This is a genomic window from Tenacibaculum sp. M341, from assembly GCF_004337695.1.
GTDB lineage: Bacteria > Bacteroidota > Bacteroidia > Flavobacteriales > Flavobacteriaceae > Polaribacter.
Genome location: NZ_SJXJ01000012.1, coordinates 71,381 through 96,825 on the forward strand (window position 1 = coordinate 71,381; position 25,445 = coordinate 96,825).

Genomic DNA, 25,445 nt, shown 5'->3' on the forward strand with positions numbered 1-25,445 from the left:
TACTTCTATTACTCATTCAAAACTCAACTAAATAGCATATACACAAGTAAAACCCTCAATTTCTAAAAAGTGAACATTGTGATTAGAAGTATGACCTTCATAAATGATTTTACCCGTAGTTTTATTAGTTTCAAAAGAGAAATCATCAATGTAAATATGATCTAAAAACAATAATTTTTTCTTACCATAAATTTTATATAAACTTTCTTTAGCTCCCCACACGATGGTTAATTTACTAACTAAAGCATCATGATTAGCAATAGATTTGTATTCTTCAATAGGCGTAAACTTATGAGCGATTTTTAAAATTTTATCACGACGTTTTTCAATATCAATACCCACTTCTTTATCTGAAGAAATAATTAATCCAGAGAAAATAAAAGAATGCGTAATTGAAATAAAATTACCATCTTTTAAATGAGGTTTACCAAACTCATCATATATCAAATCAAAATCGGAATAACCAGCCTCTTTTAATAAATGACGAACACTTAAAAAACCACGTTGGTGTAAGTCAGATCGCATAGAATTCACTCTTTCTAAACTGTTTTCAGAAAGACGAACACCTTCAAGTAGGTGTTCTAAAGATTCTTCAATCTTCCAAATCAACACTTTAGTGTTTTTATTAACCGTTAATGTTTTGTAAAGAGGCATGTATTAGAAAGTTATTTTGTAATTTTGCAACTCGAAATTTAAGAAAAATAAAGATACAAAAATATGAGCACAAAATCAGCTACGTATGTTCCTTACAAAGTTAAAGATATTTCTTTAGCAGATTGGGGAAGAAAAGAAATTGAGTTGGCAGAAGCAGAAATGCCAGGTTTAATGAGTTTACGTGAAGAATATAAAGATGAGCAACCATTAAAAGGCGCTCGTATTGCAGGTTGTTTACACATGACTATTCAAACAGCTGTATTAATTGAAACTTTACAAGCTTTAGGTGCTGAGGTAACTTGGAGTTCTTGTAATATTTTCTCTACTCAAGATCAAGCTGCTGCTGCAATTGCTGCTGCTGGTACTCCAGTATATGCTTGGAAGGGGATGAACGAGGAAGAGTTTGACTGGTGTATTGAGCAAACTTTATTCTTTGGTGAAGATAAGAAGCCATTAAACATGATTTTAGATGATGGTGGTGATTTAACAAACATGGTATTAGATAAATATCCAGAGTTAGCTGAAGGAATCAATGGATTATCTGAAGAAACTACTACTGGAGTTCACCGTTTATACGAACGTGTTAAAAACGGAACATTACCAATGCCAGCAATCAATGTAAATGATTCTGTAACTAAATCTAAGTTCGATAACAAATACGGATGTAAAGAATCTGCAGTGGATGCTATCCGTAGAGCTACTGATGTAATGTTAGCAGGAAAAAGAGTTGTAGTTTGTGGATATGGAGATGTTGGTAAAGGTACTGCAGCTTCTTTCCGTGGAGCTGGATCTATTGTAACTGTAACAGAAATCGATCCAATATGTGCTTTACAAGCTGCAATGGATGGTTTTGAAGTTAAAAAATTAGAAACTGTTGTTGGTAACGCTGATATCGTAATTACTACTACAGGAAACAAAGATATCGTTCAAGGTCAGCATTTTGAAGCATTAAAAGATAAAGCGATTGTTTGTAACATTGGTCACTTCGATAACGAGATTGACATGGCTTGGTTAAACGAAAAGTATGGAGATACTAAAGTTGAAATCAAACCTCAGGTAGATAAGTACAATGTTAATGGAAATGATGTTATTATTTTAGCAGAAGGGCGTTTAGTAAACTTAGGTTGTGCAACTGGTCACCCAAGTTTTGTAATGTCTAACTCATTTACAAACCAAACTTTAGCTCAAATAGAGTTATGGAACAATGTAGAAGCATATAAGAATGATGTATACATGTTACCAAAGCATTTAGATGAAAAAGTAGCAAAATTACATTTAGCTAAAATTGGTGTTGAATTAACAGAATTACGTCAAGACCAAGCAGAATATATTGGTGTTACTGTAGAAGGACCATACAAGCCAGAGCACTACAGATACTAGTAAAGAAACTTATCAATTTGATAACTAGATAAAAAACTCGCAATTTGCGAGTTTTTTTATTGTTAAATATTTACATTTGCAGCAAATTTGCTATTTATGGAAAAGAATTTTCCTGATTTAGCTATGTTTAATCACAATCAATTATTACAATTTTATATAAAGAAGTTATTTTTAGGATTAATGTTGTTATTTGGAGCAACAATATCTTTTTATGGACAAGAAAATCATTTTGAATGGGATAAAAGTTTAGGAAGGTTTCAAAATGGATTAGAAGATCAAGTAGCATATATCAATTTTGGTGATGCTAAACTTTGGGGATATATAGAAGTAACTATTACAGGTGGTTATGGATATAGATTAACTACAGGTAAATATACTAAACGTTTTCAGGTAGCTAAAAATCCTGGAAGTGGATATTTTTCTCAGTCTTCTGAAGTACCTGCAAGTTTCGGACATATTGGAGCGGAATGGAAAATTGGAGAACTTGAATTTGTTGACGGTAATTTAAGAATACCAGTTTATCATCTTTTGAGTACAGGTAATACTCCACATGTACATATCGAAGGGGTAACAGTAGCTTCTTATGACACCAATAATATTACTATTACTGCACCAGTAACAATTCCTAATGATGAAGTGAGAGATTATGTTAAAGTTAGTAATAGAATAAATTTTGAAAATGCTATAAATTTTAAACCTTTGCAGAGCACTTGGATTACAGGGAAGAATGATTACAGAGGAATTAATGCAACACAACAAAAACAAGGACATTATCAATCTTTAATAAGGCAAAAAACTGCTAGCGGTCATGTTGTAAACATTGGAGGTATAGGAGATCTTTTTGGTTTTTGGGGTTTTGATAAAAATAGAACAGCGAATGCAACAGATTACCAAATGATAATGGACTTAAAAAATGGAAATGTAGGTATTGGAACTTTTACACCGGGGGCTAAGTTGCATATCAATAACGGTAATAATAGCTATGGCGCTATTTTAGCGAATGCTGATGAATCAAAATTCTCCTTATATACAAAAACCTTATCTACTCAACCAGCAAATATAGAGGCTTTTAGATTAGGATTAAAATATGATACAAACGAAAACAATGGATTCATTTCTTTTTATAGAGGTTCAAGTTCAGGGGATGGTTATTTAGGTTTTTCTACAAGTGGTAAGGAGAGAATTAGAATTGATAAATTAGGAAATGTAGATATAGGTACTCAAACAACAGGGGTTAAATTGGAAGTGAAGGGTTCTATGAAACTAAATACAGGTACTTCTGATTTATTATTATATAGAGATAATGATGTAGGAAATTGGTCTTTACTGAGAAGTAATACAGGGGAAGGAATTGCTATTATAGGACAACCAGATAGAGTTGCTTTATCTGTGTCAAGAAGTATAGGTAATGTTGGAATTGGAACCAAAGTTGTACCAGCTGGTTTTAAGCTCGGAGTAAATGGAAAAATGGCTGCTACAGAAGTAAAAGTAGCTACATATGAAAATTGGGCAGATTTTGTTTTTGAAGAAGATTATGCTTTACCAACATTGAAAGAAGTAGAAAAGCATATTGAAGAAAAAGGACACTTAGAAAACATTCCTAGTGCTGAGGAGGTAAAAAAGGATGGTTTCTTTTTAGGTGAAATGGACGCTAAATTATTACGTAAAATAGAGGAATTAACGCTGTATACAATTCAACAAGAGAAAGATTTAGAGAGTCAAGAATCAAGAATAAAGAATCAAGAAGAGAAAATACAAATTCAAAAAGAAGAATTAGAAAAAACAAATTCAAACAATAGTAAACTACTTTCCATTATTGAAAAGTTAGAGAAAAGAATAGAAAAGTTGGAAAGTAAGTAAACTTATTCAGTTGAAGATTAGAATAAAAAAACTCGCAATTAGCGAGTTTTTTTGTTGTTAAATATTTACATTTGTCGGAAAATTGCTAATTATGGAAAAAGACTTTCCTGCTTTAGCTATGTTTAATTACAAATTATTTAAAATTTTATTTTTATGAAGAAGTTATTATTAATTGCTTTATTCCTTTCTGGGTTGATGGGAAATGCGCAGAATTACAATCCTATTATTAATTATGAGTTCAACGGAACTCCTACCAAAGGTATCAAAATAAAAACAAATATTCCTTACGCTAACGGATATCAAATGCCAACATTGATTATCGAAGGATACCAATATGGAGGTAAAAGAACTATAGGTTTATTGTTAAATTGGTATATTTATAATAGTAATTTTTATAACCCAACGCTTTCATCACATGGTGGTTATACACCAGAAATAAAGTTGTATAATGAAAATGGAAAGGTTGTTGTTTTTATTAATGACAAACAATATTATAATAGATTTTCTATAAGAGGGTATTCAGGAGGGTTACGATTAACAGATGCTCATTTTCAAAATTGGTCAATATCAGATGAATTGCCAACAGGAACAAATGAAGTGTTAGTTCCTTACAGAAATAAATTTGCTGGAGATGTTGAATTTACTAATGGTATTTGGGATAAAGATGGAAACGTAGGTATTGGAACTACTACACCTAAAGAAAAGCTACATATTGCTGGTTCTCTAAGAGGGAATTTAGGAGGTGGAGCTTTGAGAGTAAAAACAGATCATGGTTACTTAGATTTAGGAGCACAAAATACTGAATGGGCACATATTTATACTGATAGAAAAGCAGTTATTTTTAATAAGGATGTATATACTACTACTAATGCATTTTCTTCTTATAACAATAGTTTATTATTTAAAGTTAGAGGTACAGAAAAATTAAGAATTGAAAATAATGGAAACGTAGGTATTGGAACTACTACACCTAAAGAAAAGCTACATATTGCTGGTTCTCTGAGAGGGAATTTAGGAGGTGGAGCTTTGAGAGTAAAAACAGATCATGGTTATTTAGATTTAGGAGCACAAAATACTGAATGGGCACATATTTATACTGATAGAAAAGCAGTTATTTTTAATAAAGATGTATATACTACTACTAATTCTTTTTCATCATATAATAATAGTTTACTTTTTAAAGTTAAAGGAACTGAAAGACTTAGGATTGAAGATAATGGAAATGTAGGAATTGGAACCTCCAACACCAAAGGTTTCAAATTAGGAGTAAACGGAAGAATTGCTGCTACAGAAGTGAAAGTAGCTAAATACGAACATTGGGCAGACTTTGTTTTTGAAGACGATTATGCTTTACCAACATTAAAAGAAGTAGAAAAGCATATTGAAGAAAAAGGACATTTAGAAAACATTCCTAGTGCTGAAGAAGTAAAAAAGGATGGTTTCTTTTTAGGAGAAATGGATGCTAAATTATTACGTAAAATAGAAGAGTTAACATTGTATACAATTCAGCAAGAAAAAGAATTAAAAAAGGCGTCTTCAAATAATGAAAAGTTACTTTCTATTATTGAAAAGTTAGAGAAAAGAATAGAAAAGTTGGAAAGTAAGTAAACTTATTCAGTTGAAAATTAGAATAAAAAACTCGCAATTTGCGAGTTTTTTATTGTTAAATATTTACATTTGCAGCAAATTTGCTAATTATGGAAAAGAACTTTCCCGCTTTAGCTATGTTTAATTACAATCAATTATTACAATTTTATATGAAGAAGTTATTGTTTACAATTACAATGTTTTTAATGAATTTAATTGTGTTTTCTCAAGTAGTAACAACAAATACAAATGCTGTTGGTATGGAACATAATATGTTATTTAATGCTCAAAGTAGATATAAGGTAGAACAAACAGGTGATGCCAAAGTTAATTTAAATATGATCTTTGACGGTAAAATGGTCCCATCCTATCCAAGTTTAGCTCCTTCAAAAAGCTCTCCAACAGTTATTACAATTTCAAACTTACCAGCAGTTCATACACAAATTGGAGGTTGGATTGGTTGGGCAACTAGATATTGGGAAGCAAGACATTTCAAAATTAGAGGATATAATACTTATGGCGGAGCTAATGAATGGGTTGTATTTGCTGACTATGAAAATACCGCACATCCTACTGGAAGTAGAAGTTTTCATATTAAAGTACCAGGGGGAAGTTATACAAAATTAGAATTTACATTCTACGAAGCTAATGGAACTAACGGTAGACTAGGTATTTCTGAATTATTCTTTTTACACCCAGAAGCAACTACACCATATAAAGGTCTTCTTGGAAAAGAAGTTTGGAACTCTAATGGAGATAATATTAGTTTTCAAAATGGAAGTGTAGGAATTCGTACAAATACACCTGGGGCTGTTTTAGATGTTAATGGTAGTCTAAGAGCAGGAGATGGTAACTGGGGAATAATGACTGTTAATGGAAAAGATAAAAATGACTGGGCATTTAATGCTCATAGTGATGGAAAATCTTTTCATATTAGAAGTCAAACTGATGGAGGTACTGTAAATAGTAGACTTGTTATGACTATGGATCGTTTAACAGGTAATATAGGAATTAACAGCCCTACTCCTAAAAGTAAGCTTCATGTGAGAAATGGAACTTCAGGTGCAATTCCTCATGATTATTCGGATTTAACTATTGAAGACTCTAGTCATGGAATGATATCTATACTAACACCAAATGATAAAAAAGCTTATTTTGGTTTTGCAGACCCACAGGATAATTATGTGGGAGGAATGGAATATGAACACAGTAATGATCGTTTAATTTTTAGATCAAATAATCACAACGCAGATATGGTTATTGATAAAAATGGTGATGTTGCCATCGGAACCACAGATACCCAAGGTTTCAAATTAGGAGTAAATGGAAGGATAGCAGCTACAGAAGTAAAAGTAGCTAAATATGAACATTGGGCAGATTTTGTTTTTGAAGAAGATTATGATTTACCAACGTTAAAAGAAGTAGAGAAACATATTGAAGAAAAAGGATACTTAGAAAACATTCCTAGTGCTGAAGAGATAAAAAAGGATGGTTTCTTTTTAGGTGAAATGGATGCTAAATTATTACGTAAAATAGAGGAATTAACACTATATACAATTCAGCAAGAAAAAAAGTTAACAGAGCAAGATGAGGAATTGAAAAAGACATCTTCAAATAATGAAAAGTTACTTTCTATTATTGAAAAATTAGAAAAGAGAATAGAAAAGCTAGAGAGTAAATAAACTTATACTGCTGGAAATTAGAATAAAAAAACTCGCAACTAGTGAGTTTTTTGTTTTTAAATATTTACATTTGCCGGCAAAATTGACTATTTAAGAAAGAGTTTTTTTAATTAGTTATGTATTATATCACAATCAATTATTAGAATTTATTATATGAAGAAGTATTTTTTATTATTAATGTTATTAGGGGGAACATTAATAACAAATGCTCAAGAATGGAAAAGTACTGGAGATAACAGTACAACAGGAAAAGTTACTGCTAAAGAGTATAACTTCCCATTAGTTAGGTATGATTTTTCAAAAATGCCAAGAACACAATTAAATCCAATGAGTATAAAGCTTTTTGATGATTATCATTCATTTAGACCAGGAGGAGTTTCACCGGATAATAATGCTTATGGAACATTGTTAGCTATTAATGGTTTTACCAATCATTGGGAGAATAACTTATATTTTGGAGCGCAAACAAATAAAATGTATTTTAGAATAAGCAGGTATCGCTTACATAATGCTGAAAATGGCGTGCAAGGAGACTTTAATGATTGGAGAACTCTGTTAGATAATAAAAGTGATGTAAAATCTTCTAAATTATTAAAAATAGAGGGAGATGGTAATCATTATATTTCTCAAGGAAGGTTAGGGCTTGGTACTAAGTCTCCAACTCAAAATTTAGAGATAGAAAGTGGTAGTAATGATGGAAGTAATGCACCTGTAATTAGGTTAACTAGTAAAGATGTTAATGCTGTTAATAATCAATTATTGGGAGAGATTCAATTTTACAATAAAGATGCTGATGGGGCGCATATAAGTTCATATATAAAAGGATTGGCTGCCGAAACTTATGGTAGACAAGGTCAATTAAGCTTCGGAACAACAGCAGGTAATAGTTCTAATGCTGTAGAAAGAATGAGAATTAATGATAAAGGAATTGTAGGAATAGGTACTATCACTCCCGGAATAGGAACTGCGCCAATGGATGATGTTAAATTACATGTAAATGGAGGAGCTACAGTAAGTTCTGGTAAACGAATTTCTTTGGATCATAATTACTTTGTTCATGCATATATGCAATTTGATAGCTCATTACCTAAAGCACGTTTTAAACATTCAGGATATTATGGACATCGTTTTGATGATAATGGAGGTACTAGAATGGTTATTCAGCAAGGAGGTAATGTGGGGATTGGTATTGCAACTCCAGAGGCTGGTCTAGATCTGAGAAGTGTAGAAAGAAAGGCCTTTAGAATTTATAAGAAAGGTTTAACAGATAAGTATTTGAGTGTTTGGCATGGTACTTCAGGAGCTGTTATTGAACCAATAAAAACAAATGGAACATTATCTCATCTTTATTTAGGAGGATATGATAATCCAACAAATGTGTATTTGTCTAATAAAGCAGGAGGAACTGTTGGTATAGGAACCACAAATACACAAGGTTTTAAATTAGGAGTAAATGGAAAAATAGCAGCTACAGAAGTAAAAATAGCTAAATACGAACATTGGGCAGACTTTGTTTTTGAAGAAGATTATGATTTACCAACGTTAAAAGAAGTAGAGAAACATATTGAAGAAAAAGGACACTTAGAAAACATTCCTAGTGCTGAAGAGGTAAAAAAGGATGGTTTCTTTTTAGGTGAAATGGATGCTAAATTATTACGTAAAATAGAGGAACTGATGTTATATACAATCGAGCAGGAGAAAGAGTTGAAGAAGCAAGAAGTTAGAGCTAAGAGTCAACAAGAAAAAATGGAGCAACTCGAAAAAGAGAATGTAGTACTGAAAAATAGACTTGATAAGATTGAAGAATTACTTAAAAAGTTAAAGAATAATTAGTAAAGAAAAGCTCGCCAATGGCGAGCTTTTTTATTGGTATTATTCATAAAGTTAATGTTTCCAGAGACTAACCTTGTTATTAAAAGATATTGAATTTTTATAGGTTGATTGATTTATGGATAGATCTTCAAAAATGAGCTAAAAAAGAATTTCTTACATTTATGTCAACCAAAATAGATATAAATGAAACCCTTATTAGTAATAAGTGTCATAGTGCTTATGTGTTCTTGTAATAAAAAAGAAGAAACTAAAAAAACAACAGATTCAACTAAAGAAAGTGTAGTTGAAGTAGTGAAAATTGATAAACTGAATTTAGCACAAGCTAATAAATTAGCAACGTTACCTGTGGGTTGTATTACTGTAGAATATCCAAATAAATTAAACCAAACTATTGGAGGTGGAGAAGATTTGAAATCTCCAAAAGAGTTGCATCCTGCTTTTTATGGTTGTTTTGATTGGCACTCATCTGTACATGGGCATTGGAGTTTAGTGTCTTTGTTAAAACAGTTTCCTAATTTAAATAATGCAGAAGTTGTAAAATCTCAATTACTTCAAAATATATCTAAAGAGAATATAGAGAAAGAAGTAGCTTATTTTCATGGAAAACATAATAAAAGTTATGAGCGTACTTATGGTTGGGCTTGGTTGTTAAAATTGGCAGAAGAACTACATACCTGGGATTCGGAGACCGCAAGACAATTGGAAAATAACTTACAACCATTAACAGATTTAATAGTTCAAAAGTATATTGATTTTTTACCAAAACTTCGTTATCCAATTCGTGTAGGAGAGCATACAAATACGGCTTTTGGATTAACCTTTGCGTGGGATTATGCCATTACAGTGAAAAACTCAGAACTTAAAAGCTTAATACAGAAAAGTGCAGAACGTTTTTATTTAAATGATGTAAGTTGTCCGTTGTCTTGGGAACCAAGTGGATATGATTTTTTATCACCTTGTTTGCAAGAAGCAGCAATTATGAAAAGAGTATTGCATAAAGAAGAATTTAAAAAATGGTTAGCAGAATTTCTTCCGCAGCTAAAGAATAAAAATTTTCAATTTCCTGTAGGAGAAGTATCAGATAGAAAAGATGGTAAACTAGTGCATTTAGATGGAGTTAACTTTTCTAGAGCTTGGGCAATTAATAAAATTATTAAAGATTTACCAGAGTACAATCATTTACAAAATATAGCAAATCAACATATACAATATTCATTACCTAATTTAGTAGGAGATAGTTATGAAGGCGGACATTGGTTAGGGAGTTTTGCTATTTATGCTTTAAATTCATTACCGAATGATTAAATGGTTTAAAAACTTAGGACCTGGAACTTTAGTCGCAGCAGCATTTATTGGTCCGGGTACCGTTACTATATGTACTTTAGCAGGAGTAAACTTTGGATTCAATTTGTTGTGGGCGATGTTATTATCGATTGTCGCAACCATTGTTTTACAAGAAATGGTAGCTCGTTTAGGAATTATTTCTCAGAAAGGATTATCAGAAGTTATTAGAAATGAAATTAAAAATCCTGTTGTTAAACAGTTGTGTATTGCGCTAATTTTAGTAGCTATTGTTATAGGGAACTCATTGTATGAAGCAGGAAATATTGGAGGTGGAATTTTAGGTTTAGAAACTGTTTTTGGAAAACATACGGTTTCTGTGTCTGGCTTTTCTATGAATCTTTTGAGTTTGCTTGTTGGGGGGATTGCTTTCGTTTTATTATACATTGGTAATTATAAATTTATAGAAAAGGTATTGGTAAGTTTAGTATTAGTAATGAGTGTATCGTTTTTAATAACTGCTTTAGTTACAAAACCTAACATACTAGAAATATTAAAAGGGTTATTAGTGCCTAAATCTCCTGAAGGAAGTTTATTAACAATTATAGGATTAATTGGAACAACAGTAGTACCATATAATTTGTTTTTACATGCTTCTTTAGTAAAAGAAAAATGGAAGTCAGAGGATGATTTATCTTTAGTAAGAAAAGATACAATTATATCAATATTACTCGGAGGATTAGTTTCTATGGCAATTATTATTTCAGCAGCAGCTATTTCATCAACAAACATAAATAATGCAGCAGATTTAGCAGAAAGTTTAGTGCCTTTATATGGTAGTTTTGCTAAATACTTTTTAGCGTTAGGTTTGTTTGCAGCAGGAATTACATCTGCAATTACAGCTCCTTTAGCGGCTGCTTACGTAGCAAAAGGCTGTTTAGGTTGGAAAGGGGAAATGAAATCTAGAAGCTTTAGAATGGTTTGGATGTTTATTTTATTATTAGGTGTGTTGTTTTCATCTTTCGGTATAAAGCCAATTCAAATTATAAAAATAGCGCAAATTGCAAATGGACTTTTATTGCCTTTGATAGCGGGAATTTTATTGTGGATAATGAATAATGAAAATGTATTAGGTAAATATAAAAATACCAAATGGCAAAACTTTATAGGGCTGTGCATTCTTACATTCAGTATTTTCTTAGGATTAAAAAGTGTTTTAAAAGTATTTAATGTTTTCTAAATATAGTATTGATATTAACTGTGATGTAGCAGAAGGTGTGGGGAATGAAGCGCTTTTAATGCCTTTTTTATCATCGTGTAATATAGCATGTGCAGCTCATGCAGGAGATGTTGAAACGATAGATGAGGTGATTCGTTTAGCAAAATTACATCAAGTAAAAATAGGAGCACATCCGTCTTTTCCAGATAGAGAAAACTTTGGTAGAAAAATAATGCCTATATCTGATGAAGACCTACAAAAAAGCATTGAGAATCAAATTCAGTTATTAATTGATAGGGCTAGTGCTCAAAAAGTAAGTTTACATCATATAAAGTTACATGGAGCTTTATATAATTTAGCAGCAAAAGATCAGAAAACAGCTGAAATAGCAATTTCAGCTATTCAAAATGTAATAAAAGATGTAGTGTTATTTGTTCCTTATAATTCTCAAATAGCTCAGTTAGCTTTAAGTAGAGGTTATAATTTAATGTATGAAGCTTTTGCTGATAGAAATTATAATGACGATTTATCATTAGTTGCTAGATCATTGCCAAATTCAGTTCTTTCAAATAGAAAAGATGTATTAGCTCATGTTTTAAGAATAGTGAAAGAAAAAAAAGTACTTACAATCTCAGGAAAAGAATTCAATATTCAATCAGATACACTTTGTGTACATGGAGATCATAAAAATTCAGTTGAAATTTTGGAATACTTATACGAAGGGTTAAGGAATAATGAAGTTGAAATAAAGTAAGCTTTTGAAAAAATATTAGAATTTTGAGTATCCAAACATCAAAAAAAATAACATACAAGCCTTACGGAAGCTCAGCTATATTGATAGAATGGGAAGCAAAAATAGATTTAGAAATCAATAAAGAAATTGTTTCTTTTAAAAATAAAATTTTAGAATATAAAGGAGAAGAAATTGAGGATGTAATTATTGGGTATCACTCTATTTTACTAAAGTTTAAAGAAGCGCTAAAAAGCTTTTTAAATGAAAAAGAGTTATTACAAGAAATTTATAAGAATTCAAGTGTTTTAAAAATATCTAACAATTACTTATGGGAAATACCTGTTTGCTATGATGTAACGTTTGGAGTGGATTTAATAGAAATGTCTAAAAAACTTAATCTAACTCCAGATGAAATTATTCAAAAACATTCTGAGTCAGTTTATACAGTTTATTTTATAGGTTTTTTACCTGGTTTTTTATATTTAGGAGGATTGGATGAATTATTACACATTCCTAGAAAAGCTACGCCTAGGTTAAAAGTACCAAAAGGATCTGTAGCTATTGGAGGTGCTCAAACAGGAGTGTATCCACAGGAAAGTGCGGGTGGTTGGAATCTTATAGGGAATACACCAATATCGTTTTTTGATATCACTAAAGAACAACCTTGCTTTGCTAATTCAGGAGACCAAATTCAGTTCAAACCAATTTCTAAATCAATGTATTTTGAAATGAAAGAGCAAGTGAATTTAGAACCAACTAAAACGATGATTTAAAGTAGTATGATAAAAGTAATTTCATCGGGTATTTATACTTCTATTCAAGATTTAGGAAGAAAAGGTTTTGCATCTATGGGAATTCCTTTAGCTGGTGTTATGGATAGTTATGCTGCTAAATTTTCGAATTTATTGTTACATAATAATGAGAATGACGCAGTAGTAGAAATTACTTTTGGAGCCTCGAAGTTTGAGTTTTTAGAAGATACTGTTATTTGTATTTCAGGAGCAGATTTTTCGCCTCAATTAAATTCTGAAGATATAAGTATGAATAGTTTATTGGCGGTGAAAAAAGGGAGTGTTTTAACTTTTGGAAAAAGAAAATATGGTGTAAGATCTTACTTAGCAATTAAAGGAGGTTTTGTGGCAGAAACGGTTTTGAAAAGTAAAAGTTACTCTAAAGGAATTACAGAAAAAGTAGTTTTAAAAAAAGGAGATATTATTTTTTCTAATACGAATAGATCTATTGTAAATAACAACAACGCTAAAGTTCGATTTCAAAAAGAGTATTTAGAAACCAAAACTTTGGAAGTTAGTGTTGGGCCTGAATATGAATTGCTTTCAGAAAAACAAAGAACATCAATAGAAAATAGCATGTTTACTATTTCGTCATCAAGTAGTAGAATGGGGTACATTTTAGAAGAAAAATTAGAAAATGATTTTTTGTCAATGTATTCATCAGGAGTGTTACCAGGTACAGTTCAATTAACTCCTTCTGGTAAATTAATAGTATTAATGAGAGATTGTCAAGTTACAGGAGGGTATCCTAGAGTATTGCAATTATCAGAACAAGCAATTAATACTTTATCACAAAAAACAACAGGAGAAAAAATACAATTTAAAATAAAAATGCTCTATAAAATATAGAGCAGTAGATATTGTATTTAAATTTTTAAAGAATCAAATAGTTCAATCAGTAGAGGATTTGATGGAGAAGGAGCATCTGGTGTTACAATATTCCCATCCGGATCAATTAAAATAAAACGAGGTATGCTATTAACAGCGTATGCACTCGTAAATTCAGTATCTCTATTTGCATATAGTTGAATACCTGTAAGTTCTTTGTCTTTAACCATGTTTTTCCATGCATCATGATCTTCTTTATCGTCTATAGAAATACTTACAAATTCAATGTTTTTATCATGATACTTTTTTTCAACTTCTTTTAAAGAAGGTATTTCAGATAAGCAAGGATTACACCATGTAGCCCAAAAATCAATGTATACATATTTGCCTTTAAAATCATCTAAAGAACTTTTTGTTCCGTCAAAGTTTTCATAATTCACAAACTTAGGAGATGCTGTTCCTTTCTCTAATTTTAGTAAAGGAGTTATGCTAGCGTCAAAAAATAATTTGGCTTCTTCAGCAAATTTTTTCATTTTTTCTTTTTCAGAAGTAATGAATTGAGCGTCTAAATTTTCATTTGTTAACATTTCATCTACTTTAGCCATATAAGTGTTTATTTTATCAGTAAAAGCAGCTTCTGTAATTCCATTCATAGTAGTTTGTAAATCTTCAAAGAAAACACCTTCGTTAGAAATAAAATCTTGTAAATATTGGTTTTCGTGTTTTCCATCTCCTAAAAACTGAATAGTTTCAGTAAAGTTTTGAACATCAAAATTCATTTTAGAGTTAAAACCATTTTTTAGGTATATCATATTAGAAGCTCCCTCTGTAGCATAATGAAAATTACCTGTTTCAATTTTTAAAGTGTCTTTGAAACTACCATCCTTATTAATTATAATAACCTTTCTGTAACTATCGTCAGCATTTACAATAAGAAGAGAATCTGAAGTATTGTTAGTGATTTTTCCAGAAAGTGTAACATAGTCCTTTTTTTTACAAGAAATAACAGCAAAACTTATAAAGAGTACATAAAATATTTTTTTCATTGTATTAGTTTTTGAAATGAGGGGTCAAAACTAATACAAGTCTTTAAATCAATTGATTAATAGTTTCTTAAAACAATCGTAATAAATTATTAAAGGAGGTTAAAAAGTTTTTATCAACGTTAAATTGTAAAGCTTTTTACAAAAAAAGCGCTCTATTTTAAAATAGAGCGCTTTACTTTAATTTTATATTTATTTTCTAAATTTCTAAAGAATCAAATAATTCAACTAATTTAGGGTCAGAAGGTCTTGGTGCTTCAGAGCTTACAATATTTCCTTCTGGATCTACTAAAATAAAACGAGGAATTTCACTAATTCTGTATGCTTTAGTAAAGCTTTTATCATCATTAGCATATAATTGAATTCCGCTTAATTGCTTTTCTTCTACCATATCACTCCAAGTAAAATAATCATCTTTAGAATCGATAGAAATACTTACAAACTCAATGTTTTTATCATGATAGTCCGCTTCAACTTTTTGTAAGAAAGGAATCTCTTTTTTACAAGGAGGACACCAAGTAGCCCAAACATCTATATATACATACTTTCCTTTTAAGTCATCTAAAGAAACAGTTTCTCTGTCTGGTTTCTCATAGTTAACAAATTTAGGAGAAGGCATTCCTTTTGCAAGTTGAGTTTTTACATATAATTTTTCAGCATGCATTTTTTTGATTTGCTCTTCAAAACGTGAAATTCCAGTTTTTTGAATAGCAACAAAAGCAGTATCAAGCTCTTTATTGTTTAATCTTACGTTAAACTCAGCTACATAAGCACTTATTTTAGAATCGAATTCTTCTTTAGGAAGATCATATAAATCCTTTTGGCTAATAAGTTTTTGTTGGTTTTCTTTAGTTACTAATAAAAAGTTGTTTTTGGCAGCACCTTTACCAGAAAAAGAAAGACTTTTATCAAAATCATTAGCGTCAAAATTAATTACAATTTCATCGCTGTTATTTAAGTTAATAGTAGCTCTATTTTTATTGTCAGAAAGAAAAAAGTAACCATTTTCAACCTTTAAAGTATCTTTAAAATTACCATTTTCATCAACATTAATAACTCTTTCAAATCCTTTTTGAGGGTGAAAAATAACGAGTGAATCAGAAAACTTATTTGCTATTTTTCCAGATACAGTTACGTAATCTTTTTTCTTACATGAAACTACTAAAACAGTAATTATAAGTAGATAAACTAATTTTTTCATGGTGGTTATTGGGGTTTAAAATTCCAGCAATTTAATAAAATAATATTAGAGCAACGATATTTAGTATTAAGAAGTTTAGACTTATAAACATGAAATACTGTTTTTTAGATGAAAGTAATTGATGTTAGAAGTTTTAGGGTAGCGTAAATATGTTATAAGATAAATGAAGATTGAAAAAGAAACATATTTATTAATCGTTCTCAATTACGAATTTAAATGAAGAAGGTTAAATGAGCTGTTAGTAACTTGTCTTCAATAATAGATTTAAAAATTGTAAATTTACAACCTGAAAAAATCACAACAATTTTAGCGGAATGTACTTAATTTTTGATACCGAGACTACAGGTTTACCTAAGAGTTGGAACGCGCCTATTACCGATACTGATAACTGGCCAAGAGCTATACAAATTGCTTGGCAGTTACATGATGAGCTAGGGAATTTAGTAGAGCATAACGACTTTTTAATTCAGCCAGAAGGATTTAATATTCCTTATGATGCTGAAAGGATTCATGGTATTTCTACTGCATTAGCAGAAGAACAAGGAATTAAGCTAGATGAAGGTTTACAACTTTTTAATGAAGCTTTAGCTAAAACAAAGTTTGTGGTTGGTCAAAATGTTGGATTTGATGTCAACATTATGGCTTGTGAATTTCATAGATTAGGTGTTGAAAATAACCTAACAGAGTTACCTGTATTAGATACCTGTACCGAGGCAACAGCTAGCATGTGTCAAATACCAGGAGGTAGAGGAGGAAAATTTAAGTTACCTACACTTACAGAATTACACAAGCATTTATTTGGAGCAGATTTTGCAGAAGCTCATAATGCAACAGCCGATGTAGAGGCAACAACAAGATGTTTTTTAGAATTAATTCGTTTAAAACATTATACCGTTGAACAGTTAGATGTAGCTGAAGATTATCACCAACGCTATTCAGAAAATAACCCAATGCCAATTAAATTAATTGGGTTAAAACATTTGAATTTAAAAGCAGAGAGTGATAAAATAAAAAAACGTTCATCTCAAGCTTCGGGTGCTGCAACTGCTAAATCAACATCAGAAGGTTTAGAAGCGTTAGAAAATGTACAGTTTGCACATTTACATAATCACTCTCAATTTTCGGTATTACAGTCTACCATTCAAATTAACGGATTGGTAAGTGCAGCAGCAAAAGACAATATGAGTGCTGTTGCAATAACAGATACTGGTAATATGATGGCTGCTTTTCACTTTACAGCAGCAGTTGCCAATCATAATAAATCAGCCGAAAATCAATTAAAACCTATCGTAGGTTGTGAGTTTTTTATCTGTGAAGATCACATGGATAAAACCAAAAAAGACAACGGATACCAAGTTGTTTTATTAGCAAAAAATAAAAGAGGGTATCATAATTTAGCAAAAATGTCGTCTAAGGCATTCGTTGATGGGTTTTATTATGTACCAAGGATAGATAAAGAAGTTGTTAAGCAATACAAAGAAGATGTAATTGTTTTAACAGGAAACTTATATGGAGAAGTACCAAACAAAATATTAAATGTAGGAGAAAAACAAGCAGAGGAAGCCTTGTTGTGGTGGAAAGAAGAGTTTGGTGATGATTTGTATATCGAATTAATGCGTCATGGTCAAGAAGATGAAGATGTTGTAAACAAAACATTGTTGGAGTTTTCTGCAAAGCATGATGTAAAAATAGTAGCGACTAATAACACATTTTATTTAGGTAAAGAAGAAGCCAATGCACACGATATTTTATTGTGTGTAAAAGATGGAGAAAAACAAGCTACACCAAAAGGTAGAGGTAGAGGATATCGTTACGGATTACCAAATGACGAATACTATTTCAAATCTTCAGAAGAAATGAAAAAACTGTTTGCTGATATTCCAGAAGCAATCAGTAATATTCAGGAAATAGTAGATAAAATTGAAGCCTTTACTTTAGCCAGAGACGTACTATTACCAGCCTTTGAGATTGGAGAAGAGTTTCAAGACGCACAAGATGAAGTTGATGGAGGAAAAAGAGGGGAGAATAACTATCTACGTCATATTACCTATGAAGGAGCTAAAAAACGTTATGGCGAATTAACAGAAAAGATTACAGAACGATTAGATTTTGAGTTAGATGTAATTGCAAAAACAGGATATCCAGGTTATTTCTTAATTGTAGAAGATTTTATTAGAGAAGCCAGAAAAATGGATGTATCTGTTGGACCCGGACGTGGATCGGCAGCAGGGTCGGTGGTTGCTTACTGTTTATGGATTACAAATATTGATCCTATTAAGTATGACCTCCTTTTTGAGCGTTTCTTAAATCCTGAACGTGTATCCATGCCCGATATCGATATCGACTTTGATGATGAAGGAAGAGGTCGTGTAATGGATTATGTAATTGAAAAATATGGAGCCAACCAGGTAGCACAAATTATTACCTATGGTACCATGGCAGCTAAATCATCTATTAGAGATACTGCTCGTGTACTAGATTTACCATTATTTGAAGCAGATCGAATTTCAAAATTAATTCCAGGAATAAAGCTTAAAAATATTTTTGGAGACGATGATAAGAGTAGAGGAAAAGTAGCAGGATTACGTGCTGAAGAAAAGGTAAATGTAGAAGAATTAAGAAGTATAGCGCAAGGTGCAGGTTTAGAGGCAAATACTATTAACCAAGCCGTAGTTTTAGAAGGTTCGGTTCGTAATACCGGTATTCATGCCTGTGGGGTAATTATTACTCCAGACGATATTACCAATTTCGTTCCTGTTTCTGTAGCTAAAGATTCTGACATGTATGTTACCCAGTTTGATAACTCGGTAGTAGAAAGTGCAGGATTACTAAAAATGGATTTCTTGGGGTTAAAAACATTAACCCTTATTAAAGATACTGTTAAAATTGTAAAGGGAAGACATGGAGTAGAGTTAGATCCTGAAAACTTTCCTATAGATGATGAAGAAACCTATAAGCTGTTCCAGAGAGGAGAAACCGTTGGTATATTCCAGTATGAATCTCCAGGGATGCAGAAATACATGCGAGAGCTAAAACCAACAGTTTTTGCCGATTTAATTGCCATGAACGCATTGTATAGACCAGGACCGTTAGAATACATTCCATCGTTTATTAGAAGAAAACACGGAGAAGAAGAAATTACATATGATTTACCTGCTTTAGAGGAGTATTTAGCAGAAACCTACGGAATTACAGTATATCAGGAGCAAGTAATGTTACTATCTCAAAAGTTAGCTGACTTTACCAAAGGTGAGGCCGATGTATTACGTAAGGCAATGGGTAAAAAACAAATTGCAGTACTAGAAAAAATGAAGCCTAAGTTTGTAGATCAAGCTAAAGCAAATGGGCACGACGAGAAAGCTTTAGAGAAAATTTGGAAAGACTGGGAGGCTTTTGCATCGTATGCCTTTAACAAATCTCACTCTACATGTTATGCTTGGATTGCTTATCAAACGGCATATTTAAAAGCACATTATCCAGCAGAATACATGGCAGCCGTACTTTCCAATAACATGAACGATATAAAATCGGTATCGTTTTTTATGGAAGAGTGTAAGCGAATGGGCTTAGAAGTATTAGGTCCAGATGTAAATGAATCGTATTCTAAATTTTCGGTAAACAATGAAGGCGCTGTACGTTTTGGTATGGCAGCGATTAAAGGTGTTGGAGGTTCTGCTGTAAATGCAATTATTGAAGAACGAAAAGAAAACGGACCGTATTCATCTATCTTTGATGTTGCTAAGCGTGTAGATTTGCGTGTGGCAAACAAGAAAGCTTTTGAAGGTTTAGTGTTAGCAGGAGGTTTTGATTCTTTCAAACAAACACATAGGGCTCAGTATTATGTAAAAGATGAAAAAGAACAGACGTTCTTAGAAAAAGCGATTCGTTTTGGGAATAAATTCCAGGAAAATCAAAACTCATCGCAAGTTTCATTATTTGGTGAAGCAAGTGAGGTAGATTTACCAGAACCGTTAGTTCCTGAATGTGATACTTGGGGAACTATGGAATTGTTAGCTAAAGAGAAAGAAGTAGTAGGAATGTATATTTCTGCGCATCCTTTAGATGATTTTAAAAATGAATTAAAGTTTTGTAATGCTTCTCTTGGTCATTTTAAAGATTTGCAAAAATATGAAGGAATGGCATTGGCTATTGGAGGTATTGTTACCAATGTAGAACATAGGGTTTCTAAAGCAGGAAAAGGTTGGGGTACTTTTACAATTGAAGATTATAACGAAAGTTTTGAGTTTAGAATTTTCGGAGAGGAGTATTTAAAGTTTAAACATTTCTTAGTTCCTAATTCTTTCTTGTATATAAAAACTGTTGTTAAGCCAGGTTGGGTGAATAAAGAAGGTAAAAAAGGAGATCCAAGAGTTGGGTTTACAGAGTTTTTACTATTGCACGACATCATGGAAAAAATGTGTAAAAAGATCACTATTCAGTTACCTTTAAAAGATGTAAAAGAAGAGAAAATTAAAGATTTACAGCATTTATTTGTGACCAATTCAGGTTCACACAGTTTACGTTTTGTAATTTACGATGTAGAGGAAAAACTAGAGCTAGATGCACCAAGTAGAACTACTAAAGTGAAAATTTCTAATGAGTTTTTAGCAAAGTTAGATGATCAGCATATAAGTTATAAGTTGAATTAATCGTAGAACGATAGTCAAGTGTTTGGGCGTTCCCTAAAGGTCGGGCTTTACGCAGTCGCTTTTAAAATGTACTTACCATACATTTAAAAGAGCTCCAACAAATGCTCCAATCCCTAACGCAAATCTTAAACTCAATAAAAAAATAAATTTAACAAATTAAAAAAGCCATAACATTATTACGATGTTATGGCTTTTTAAGTTCTAATTGAGTAAAATCTCAAAGTGTTTTATTTCTCAATATTATAAAATACTTTATAATACTTCATTTTTTTATCCTCGTCATACCCTTGTTCTAAATATTCTGAAGAAGCATCCGGAGCATCAACATCAATTTTAATTTGAATATTGGTATCTAACTTTATCTCTGTTTTTAATTTTGGTTTTTCCTTTTTTAATACAATATCAGAAACCTCAAAATTATTACGAACAAGTACATCATTTAGTTTTTCAAAGTGTTTTTTATAATCTTCAAACATATCTTTATGCTTGTCTTCTTGAAAAACTTCATCTTTAAAATTATGGTAATCTACACTTTCGTGTTCTTTAAAATAATCTACGGTATTTGCTAAAAAGTTACTTTGTTCGTGCTTTCCAAATTCAGGTTTAATAACTTCTTCAGAAAAATCTCTACACATCTCTAAATAATTTTGAGTGTGTAAATTTCTATCATCAGCATATTTTACACTTAAGAAATTTTTAATCCAATATTGAGCATCATAATTATTATTATCAACAGATAAAACAACAGTTCCTTCAGTATCAGAAGTATTTAAAATTAAACATCCTTTGTCTAATTTTTTAGTAGAAATTCCCTTTTGAACCACTACATCAAAACTATCATCATCTAAATAAGTTTGAAAGAAATCTACTTTACTTTCAATTTTATAAATACCAACAGCCTCCGTTAGCATGTCTTTATATTCAATACCTTCAAATAATACGACTAAAACATCTCCAGATTTAATGTTTGCCGAATTAGATTGCTCGTATAAGTGATTTACAATGTTTTTTGAATGTTCTAAAAATGTTTCTTCATCTTCAAAAATATCTGAAGAATATTTGTTTAACTCGTTTAATCGAACATCAGCATGATGACTAAATCGATAACTCTGAGTTACAGAACCAAATGGTTTTAATAAAAAAGGTAATAGTAGTTCGTAACTCTCCTCATCAAAACGAACTAAGTTTTCTGATAATGCATTTTTTCCGCTATTGTACTTATTAGCTACTTTGTGAATAATACATTTTGATAATTCTACTCGGGTTCTTTTAATCATTTTTCTAAAAATTAGGTCACAAAAATACGTATTTTAGTGTCGTTTAAAATATTGAAATATGAAATTATTAGGTATCGGTTCTAGAATTAACCACCCTGAATATGGTTTTGGAGTAGTAACTAATGTAGATAGTAAGCATTATTGGGTTACTTTTCAAGAAAACGGATTGGAAACAATTCCTTTAAATGACGAGTTTGAAACAATTGAAGCAGTAGATGACGAGGTTGATTCGGTTAGTTTATATGAAGTGGAAAGTACGTTGCGTAATATTTTAAAAAAATGGAGTGATGTTTCTGAAGTAGTTCCTATTGCCGATAAATTTAAAGGAGGAAAATTAATTATTGAACCAGCTGATTCTAATTTAGCATCTAAAGAAATTCCTATTGATACTTTTTTTCATAAAATAGTAATGGTACGTGATAGAATTCGTGTAATGGAACAAAAAATAAATGCTAGTAAAACATTAGACGATCAAGATAAAATAGATTTACAACAATATATTACTCGTATTTATGGAAGTTTAACCACTTTTAATGTGTTGTTTAAATTAAAATCAGACAATTTTGTTGGTGTAAAATCAAAGTAATAAACACTTTTAGAAGTGTATAAAACAGAAAAGTGCGACAGTATCTTTAAAAAGGGAAAAGAGGAGTCGCACTTCTATCATTGGGGATTACGATAGGTTGTTGTTCTAAAATTGGCTGACTAAATTAGATCTATTATTTTAGAGTAATAAAATCGCAATGTTATGAAATGATTAACTTTTAAATTTTATAGATAATTGTTCGGGCAATAAACGAAAAGATTTTCTATGGTATTTTGTTGCTCCGTGTAATCGAATAGCTTCTCTGTGTTCTTTTGTAGGATATCCCTTGTTCTTTTTCCAATTATATTCTGGGAATTCTTCATGAATTTTCTCCATAAAATCATCACGATAAGTTTTTGCAAGTACAGAAGCTGCAGCAATGCTCATGTATTTAGCATCTCCTTTTACAATAGTTTCGTGAGGAATTTCATTATATGGTTTAAACTTATTTCCATCAACAATAATAAATTCAGGTTTGGTTTTTAATAAGTCTATAGATCGGTGCATTCCTGTAATAGATGCTTGTAAAACATTTAAAGAGTCTACTTCTTCATTATCTATAAAACAAACACCATAAGCGAGTGCATGCTCCTCTATGTATGGTCTTAATTCTTTTCTTTTTTTTTCTGATAATTGTTTAGAATCATTTAAAAATTCATGAGTAAAATTATCAGGTAAAATTACAGCCGCTGCAACAACAGGACCCGATAAACACCCTCTTCCAGCTTCATCAGTACCAGCTTCTAATGAAAAACCACTAAAATTTAATTGTAACATATAACAAATTAACAGTTTTCAAAGATATTATTCACAATTATTTTCGTTTTATTATTTTACATTTGTCGCTATGAAATATATTTTCTCTTTTATTTTAATTTGTATTTCTCTTAATATCAATTCTCAAATTGGTTCATTAGGTGGCGGCGGATTGGGTGGATTTAATAATTCTAACGGAGTAACCCGATTAGATTCTTTGTCTAATGATGAAATTAGTGTGAAGCTTAGTGGAAAAACAAAGTATACTGACTATAAAATTATCAGTCATTACAACGATACTACTTATGTTGATACGATTTTAAATATTAAAAAAGAGTATAAATTTAATTTTAGAAGAAAGGATAATTTTGAATTATTAGATTTTCACAATCAAGGACAAACATTTAATAATTTAGGATATAATTACAGAAATGTATCACAGTTTCCAGATATAGGTTTTAGAGCAAAACAATTTAATTATTTAAACTTTGATGAAATTAATTATTACAGAGTTGCCACGCCTACTACAGAAATAATGTATAAAACAGGTCAAGAACAAGGACAGGTTTTAGATGCATTATTTACCTTAAATTTTTCTAAGCGATTAAACTTTAGTATTGCTTACAGAGGTTTGCGTTCGTTAGGACAATATCGTAGATCTCTTTCTAGTACAGGTAATTTTAGAACTACTTTAAGTTATCGTACTCCTAAAAATCAATATGAAATAAGAACGCACATTGCAACACAAGATTTCACGAATCAAGAAAGTGGAGGTTTGCAAAGTGATGCTCTAACCAGCTTTTTAAACGATGATCCTAATTTTACAGACCGAGGAAGATTAGATGTAAACTTGGGAAATGCAGAAAGTGTATTGGAAGGAAGTCGTTTTTATTTAGATCATAGTTTTAAGCTTTTCGGAAGTAAAGACACCACAAATACGAAGAACTTTAGCAATTTAAAAGTTGGTCATATCCTTCACTACGAAACAAAAGAATATCAATTTACCCAAACAGGTATAGATACTGATTTTTTTGGAATAGCAAGTAGAACGTCTGGAGCTGTCAGTGAAAAAACAGATTATTCATTAACTAATAATCAAGGATATTTAGAATTTAATTCAAAATATATTTTAGGTAAACTGAAAGCTAAAATAAACTACACGTCTGTAAATTACGGATATGATGATATATACAATATTAATACAGACGTAAGAGATAATCGATTAAGAGGTACTGCGGTTTCAATAGGAGGAGAGTGGAATGGAAAAGTAGGAAACTTTAGAGTAAATGGTAGTGGTACTATAACTCCGGGAGGAGGACATTTAGCAGGTAATGATTTTAGAGGAACTGCTTCTTATAAAAAGGATAGTGTTTTTTCTGTAAAAGGAAGTTTGTTGTTAAATTCTAAAGCTCCAAATTTCAATAAACAATTATTTCATAGTGTATATGATGATTACATTTGGAAAAATAATTTTAGAAATGTGGATACTAGAAATATTGGTTTTTCTTTAAAGTCTAAATGGGGAGATGCAAGTTTGGACTTTACCAATATAGAAGACTTTGTGTATTTTGATACAGATAACAGTCCAAAGCAATATGGAGGTTCTATTACTTATTTAAAATTAAAAGTGAGTAAAGAATTTAAGTTTTTCAAAAAGTTTGCTTTAGATAATACAATAATGTACCAAAATGTTTCTAGTGGAAGCGAAGTATATAGAGTACCAAAGTTTGTAACTAGAAATACATTGTATTACATGGATCATTGGTTTAAAGGAGATCCTATTTTAGTACAAATTGGAGGGACTTTTAAATTTTTTACAGATTATTATGCAAATGCCTATAATCCTTTATTAGCAGAATTTACTTTGCAGAATTCTACTGAAATTGGATATCCTACATTAGATGTTTTCTTTAATGCTAGAGTAAAAAGAACACGTATCTTTTTTAAGATAGATAACATAAGTTCTAGTTTTTTACCTAACAAAAATTATTTTTCAGCACCTAATTATCCTTACAGAGATTTGTCTATTCGATTTGGTTTGGTTTGGGATTGGTTTATTTAGAAAAAGGGAATATTTAGTAGAAC

General features: G+C 30.9%; 18 protein-coding genes. 13 read left to right on the plus strand and 5 right to left on the minus strand.

Annotated elements, in window-relative coordinates; genetic code table 11:
• Window positions 1-27 precede the first annotated feature (27 nt).
• The gene (locus tag EYW44_RS14580) at window positions 28-654 is read right to left on the minus strand and encodes a 4'-phosphopantetheinyl transferase family protein (RefSeq protein WP_132724406.1); all 627 of its coding nucleotides are present in this window, start codon (window positions 652-654) and stop codon (window positions 28-30) included.
• A 63-nt stretch (window positions 655-717) separates the two neighbouring features.
• Between EYW44_RS14580 and ahcY the strand changes: the two genes are divergently transcribed.
• The 10 genes from ahcY to EYW44_RS14630 all read left to right on the plus strand — a co-directional run bounded on the left by ahcY (window position 718) and on the right by EYW44_RS14630 (window position 13,869).
• Window positions 718-2,034, plus strand: a complete 1,317-nt coding sequence (gene ahcY, locus EYW44_RS14585; RefSeq protein WP_132724407.1) for an adenosylhomocysteinase — start codon at window positions 718-720, stop codon at window positions 2,032-2,034.
• 96 nt (window positions 2,035-2,130) lie between these two features.
• Window positions 2,131-3,894, plus strand: coding sequence for a hypothetical protein (locus EYW44_RS14590; RefSeq protein WP_132724408.1), 1,764 nt, complete (start codon window positions 2,131-2,133; stop codon window positions 3,892-3,894).
• A 153-nt stretch (window positions 3,895-4,047) separates the two neighbouring features.
• Entirely contained in the window at window positions 4,048-5,502 is a 1,455-nt protein-coding gene (locus EYW44_RS14595) for a DUF4200 domain-containing protein (RefSeq protein WP_132724409.1), read from the plus strand.
• A gap of 89 nt (window positions 5,503-5,591) precedes the next feature.
• Entirely contained in the window at window positions 5,592-7,163 is a 1,572-nt protein-coding gene (locus tag EYW44_RS14600) for a DUF4200 domain-containing protein (RefSeq protein ID WP_132724410.1), read from the plus strand.
• Between the two features lie 153 nt (window positions 7,164-7,316).
• Complete coding sequence (locus EYW44_RS14605; RefSeq protein WP_132724411.1) at window positions 7,317-8,996, plus strand: hypothetical protein; 1,680 nt, start codon at window positions 7,317-7,319, stop codon at window positions 8,994-8,996.
• Between the two features lie 183 nt (window positions 8,997-9,179).
• On the plus strand, window positions 9,180-10,301 hold the full coding sequence (locus EYW44_RS14610) for a DUF2891 domain-containing protein (RefSeq protein ID WP_132724412.1): 1,122 nt from the start codon (window positions 9,180-9,182) through the stop codon (window positions 10,299-10,301).
• Window positions 10,294-11,517, plus strand: coding sequence for an Nramp family divalent metal transporter (locus EYW44_RS14615; RefSeq protein WP_132724413.1), 1,224 nt, complete (start codon window positions 10,294-10,296; stop codon window positions 11,515-11,517). The genes EYW44_RS14610 and EYW44_RS14615 overlap by 8 nt, the downstream gene beginning before the upstream one ends.
• The gene (pxpA, locus tag EYW44_RS14620; protein ID WP_132724414.1) at window positions 11,507-12,250 is read left to right on the plus strand and encodes a 5-oxoprolinase subunit PxpA; all 744 of its coding nucleotides are present in this window, start codon (window positions 11,507-11,509) and stop codon (window positions 12,248-12,250) included. The genes EYW44_RS14615 and pxpA overlap by 11 nt, the downstream gene beginning before the upstream one ends.
• Window positions 12,251-12,273: 23 nt before the next feature.
• Window positions 12,274-13,002, plus strand: a complete 729-nt coding sequence (gene pxpB, locus EYW44_RS14625) for a 5-oxoprolinase subunit PxpB (RefSeq protein WP_243643673.1) — start codon at window positions 12,274-12,276, stop codon at window positions 13,000-13,002.
• Window positions 13,003-13,008: 6 nt separating this feature from the next.
• Window positions 13,009-13,869, plus strand: coding sequence for a biotin-dependent carboxyltransferase family protein (locus tag EYW44_RS14630; protein WP_132724415.1), 861 nt, complete (start codon window positions 13,009-13,011; stop codon window positions 13,867-13,869).
• Between the two features lie 17 nt (window positions 13,870-13,886).
• Here the strand turns inward: EYW44_RS14630 and EYW44_RS14635 are convergent, their stop codons facing one another.
• Window positions 13,887-14,894, minus strand: coding sequence for a TlpA family protein disulfide reductase (locus EYW44_RS14635; RefSeq protein WP_132724416.1), 1,008 nt, complete (start codon window positions 14,892-14,894; stop codon window positions 13,887-13,889).
• Window positions 14,895-15,090: 196 nt separating this feature from the next.
• Window positions 15,091-16,092, minus strand: a complete 1,002-nt coding sequence (locus tag EYW44_RS14640; protein WP_132724417.1) for a TlpA family protein disulfide reductase — start codon at window positions 16,090-16,092, stop codon at window positions 15,091-15,093.
• A gap of 314 nt (window positions 16,093-16,406) precedes the next feature.
• Between EYW44_RS14640 and dnaE the strand changes: the two genes are divergently transcribed.
• A complete protein-coding gene (gene dnaE, locus EYW44_RS14645) occupies window positions 16,407-20,741 on the plus strand; it encodes a DNA polymerase III subunit alpha (RefSeq protein WP_132724418.1) in 4,335 nt (1,444 codons plus the stop codon).
• A gap of 227 nt (window positions 20,742-20,968) precedes the next feature.
• On the opposite strand, the gene EYW44_RS14650 is transcribed toward dnaE, so the two are convergent.
• Complete coding sequence (locus EYW44_RS14650) at window positions 20,969-22,018, minus strand: nucleoid-associated protein (protein WP_132724419.1); 1,050 nt, start codon at window positions 22,016-22,018, stop codon at window positions 20,969-20,971.
• 58 nt (window positions 22,019-22,076) lie between these two features.
• Between EYW44_RS14650 and EYW44_RS14655 the strand changes: the two genes are divergently transcribed.
• The gene (locus EYW44_RS14655; protein WP_132724420.1) at window positions 22,077-22,604 is read left to right on the plus strand and encodes a hypothetical protein; all 528 of its coding nucleotides are present in this window, start codon (window positions 22,077-22,079) and stop codon (window positions 22,602-22,604) included.
• A 171-nt stretch (window positions 22,605-22,775) separates the two neighbouring features.
• Here the strand turns inward: EYW44_RS14655 and EYW44_RS14660 are convergent, their stop codons facing one another.
• The gene (locus tag EYW44_RS14660) at window positions 22,776-23,381 is read right to left on the minus strand and encodes a ribonuclease HII (protein WP_132724421.1); all 606 of its coding nucleotides are present in this window, start codon (window positions 23,379-23,381) and stop codon (window positions 22,776-22,778) included.
• 70 nt (window positions 23,382-23,451) lie between these two features.
• On the opposite strand from EYW44_RS14660, the gene EYW44_RS14665 reads away from it, so the two are divergent.
• A complete protein-coding gene (locus EYW44_RS14665) occupies window positions 23,452-25,422 on the plus strand; it encodes a putative porin (RefSeq protein ID WP_132724422.1) in 1,971 nt (656 codons plus the stop codon).
• Window positions 25,423-25,445 lie beyond the last annotated feature (23 nt).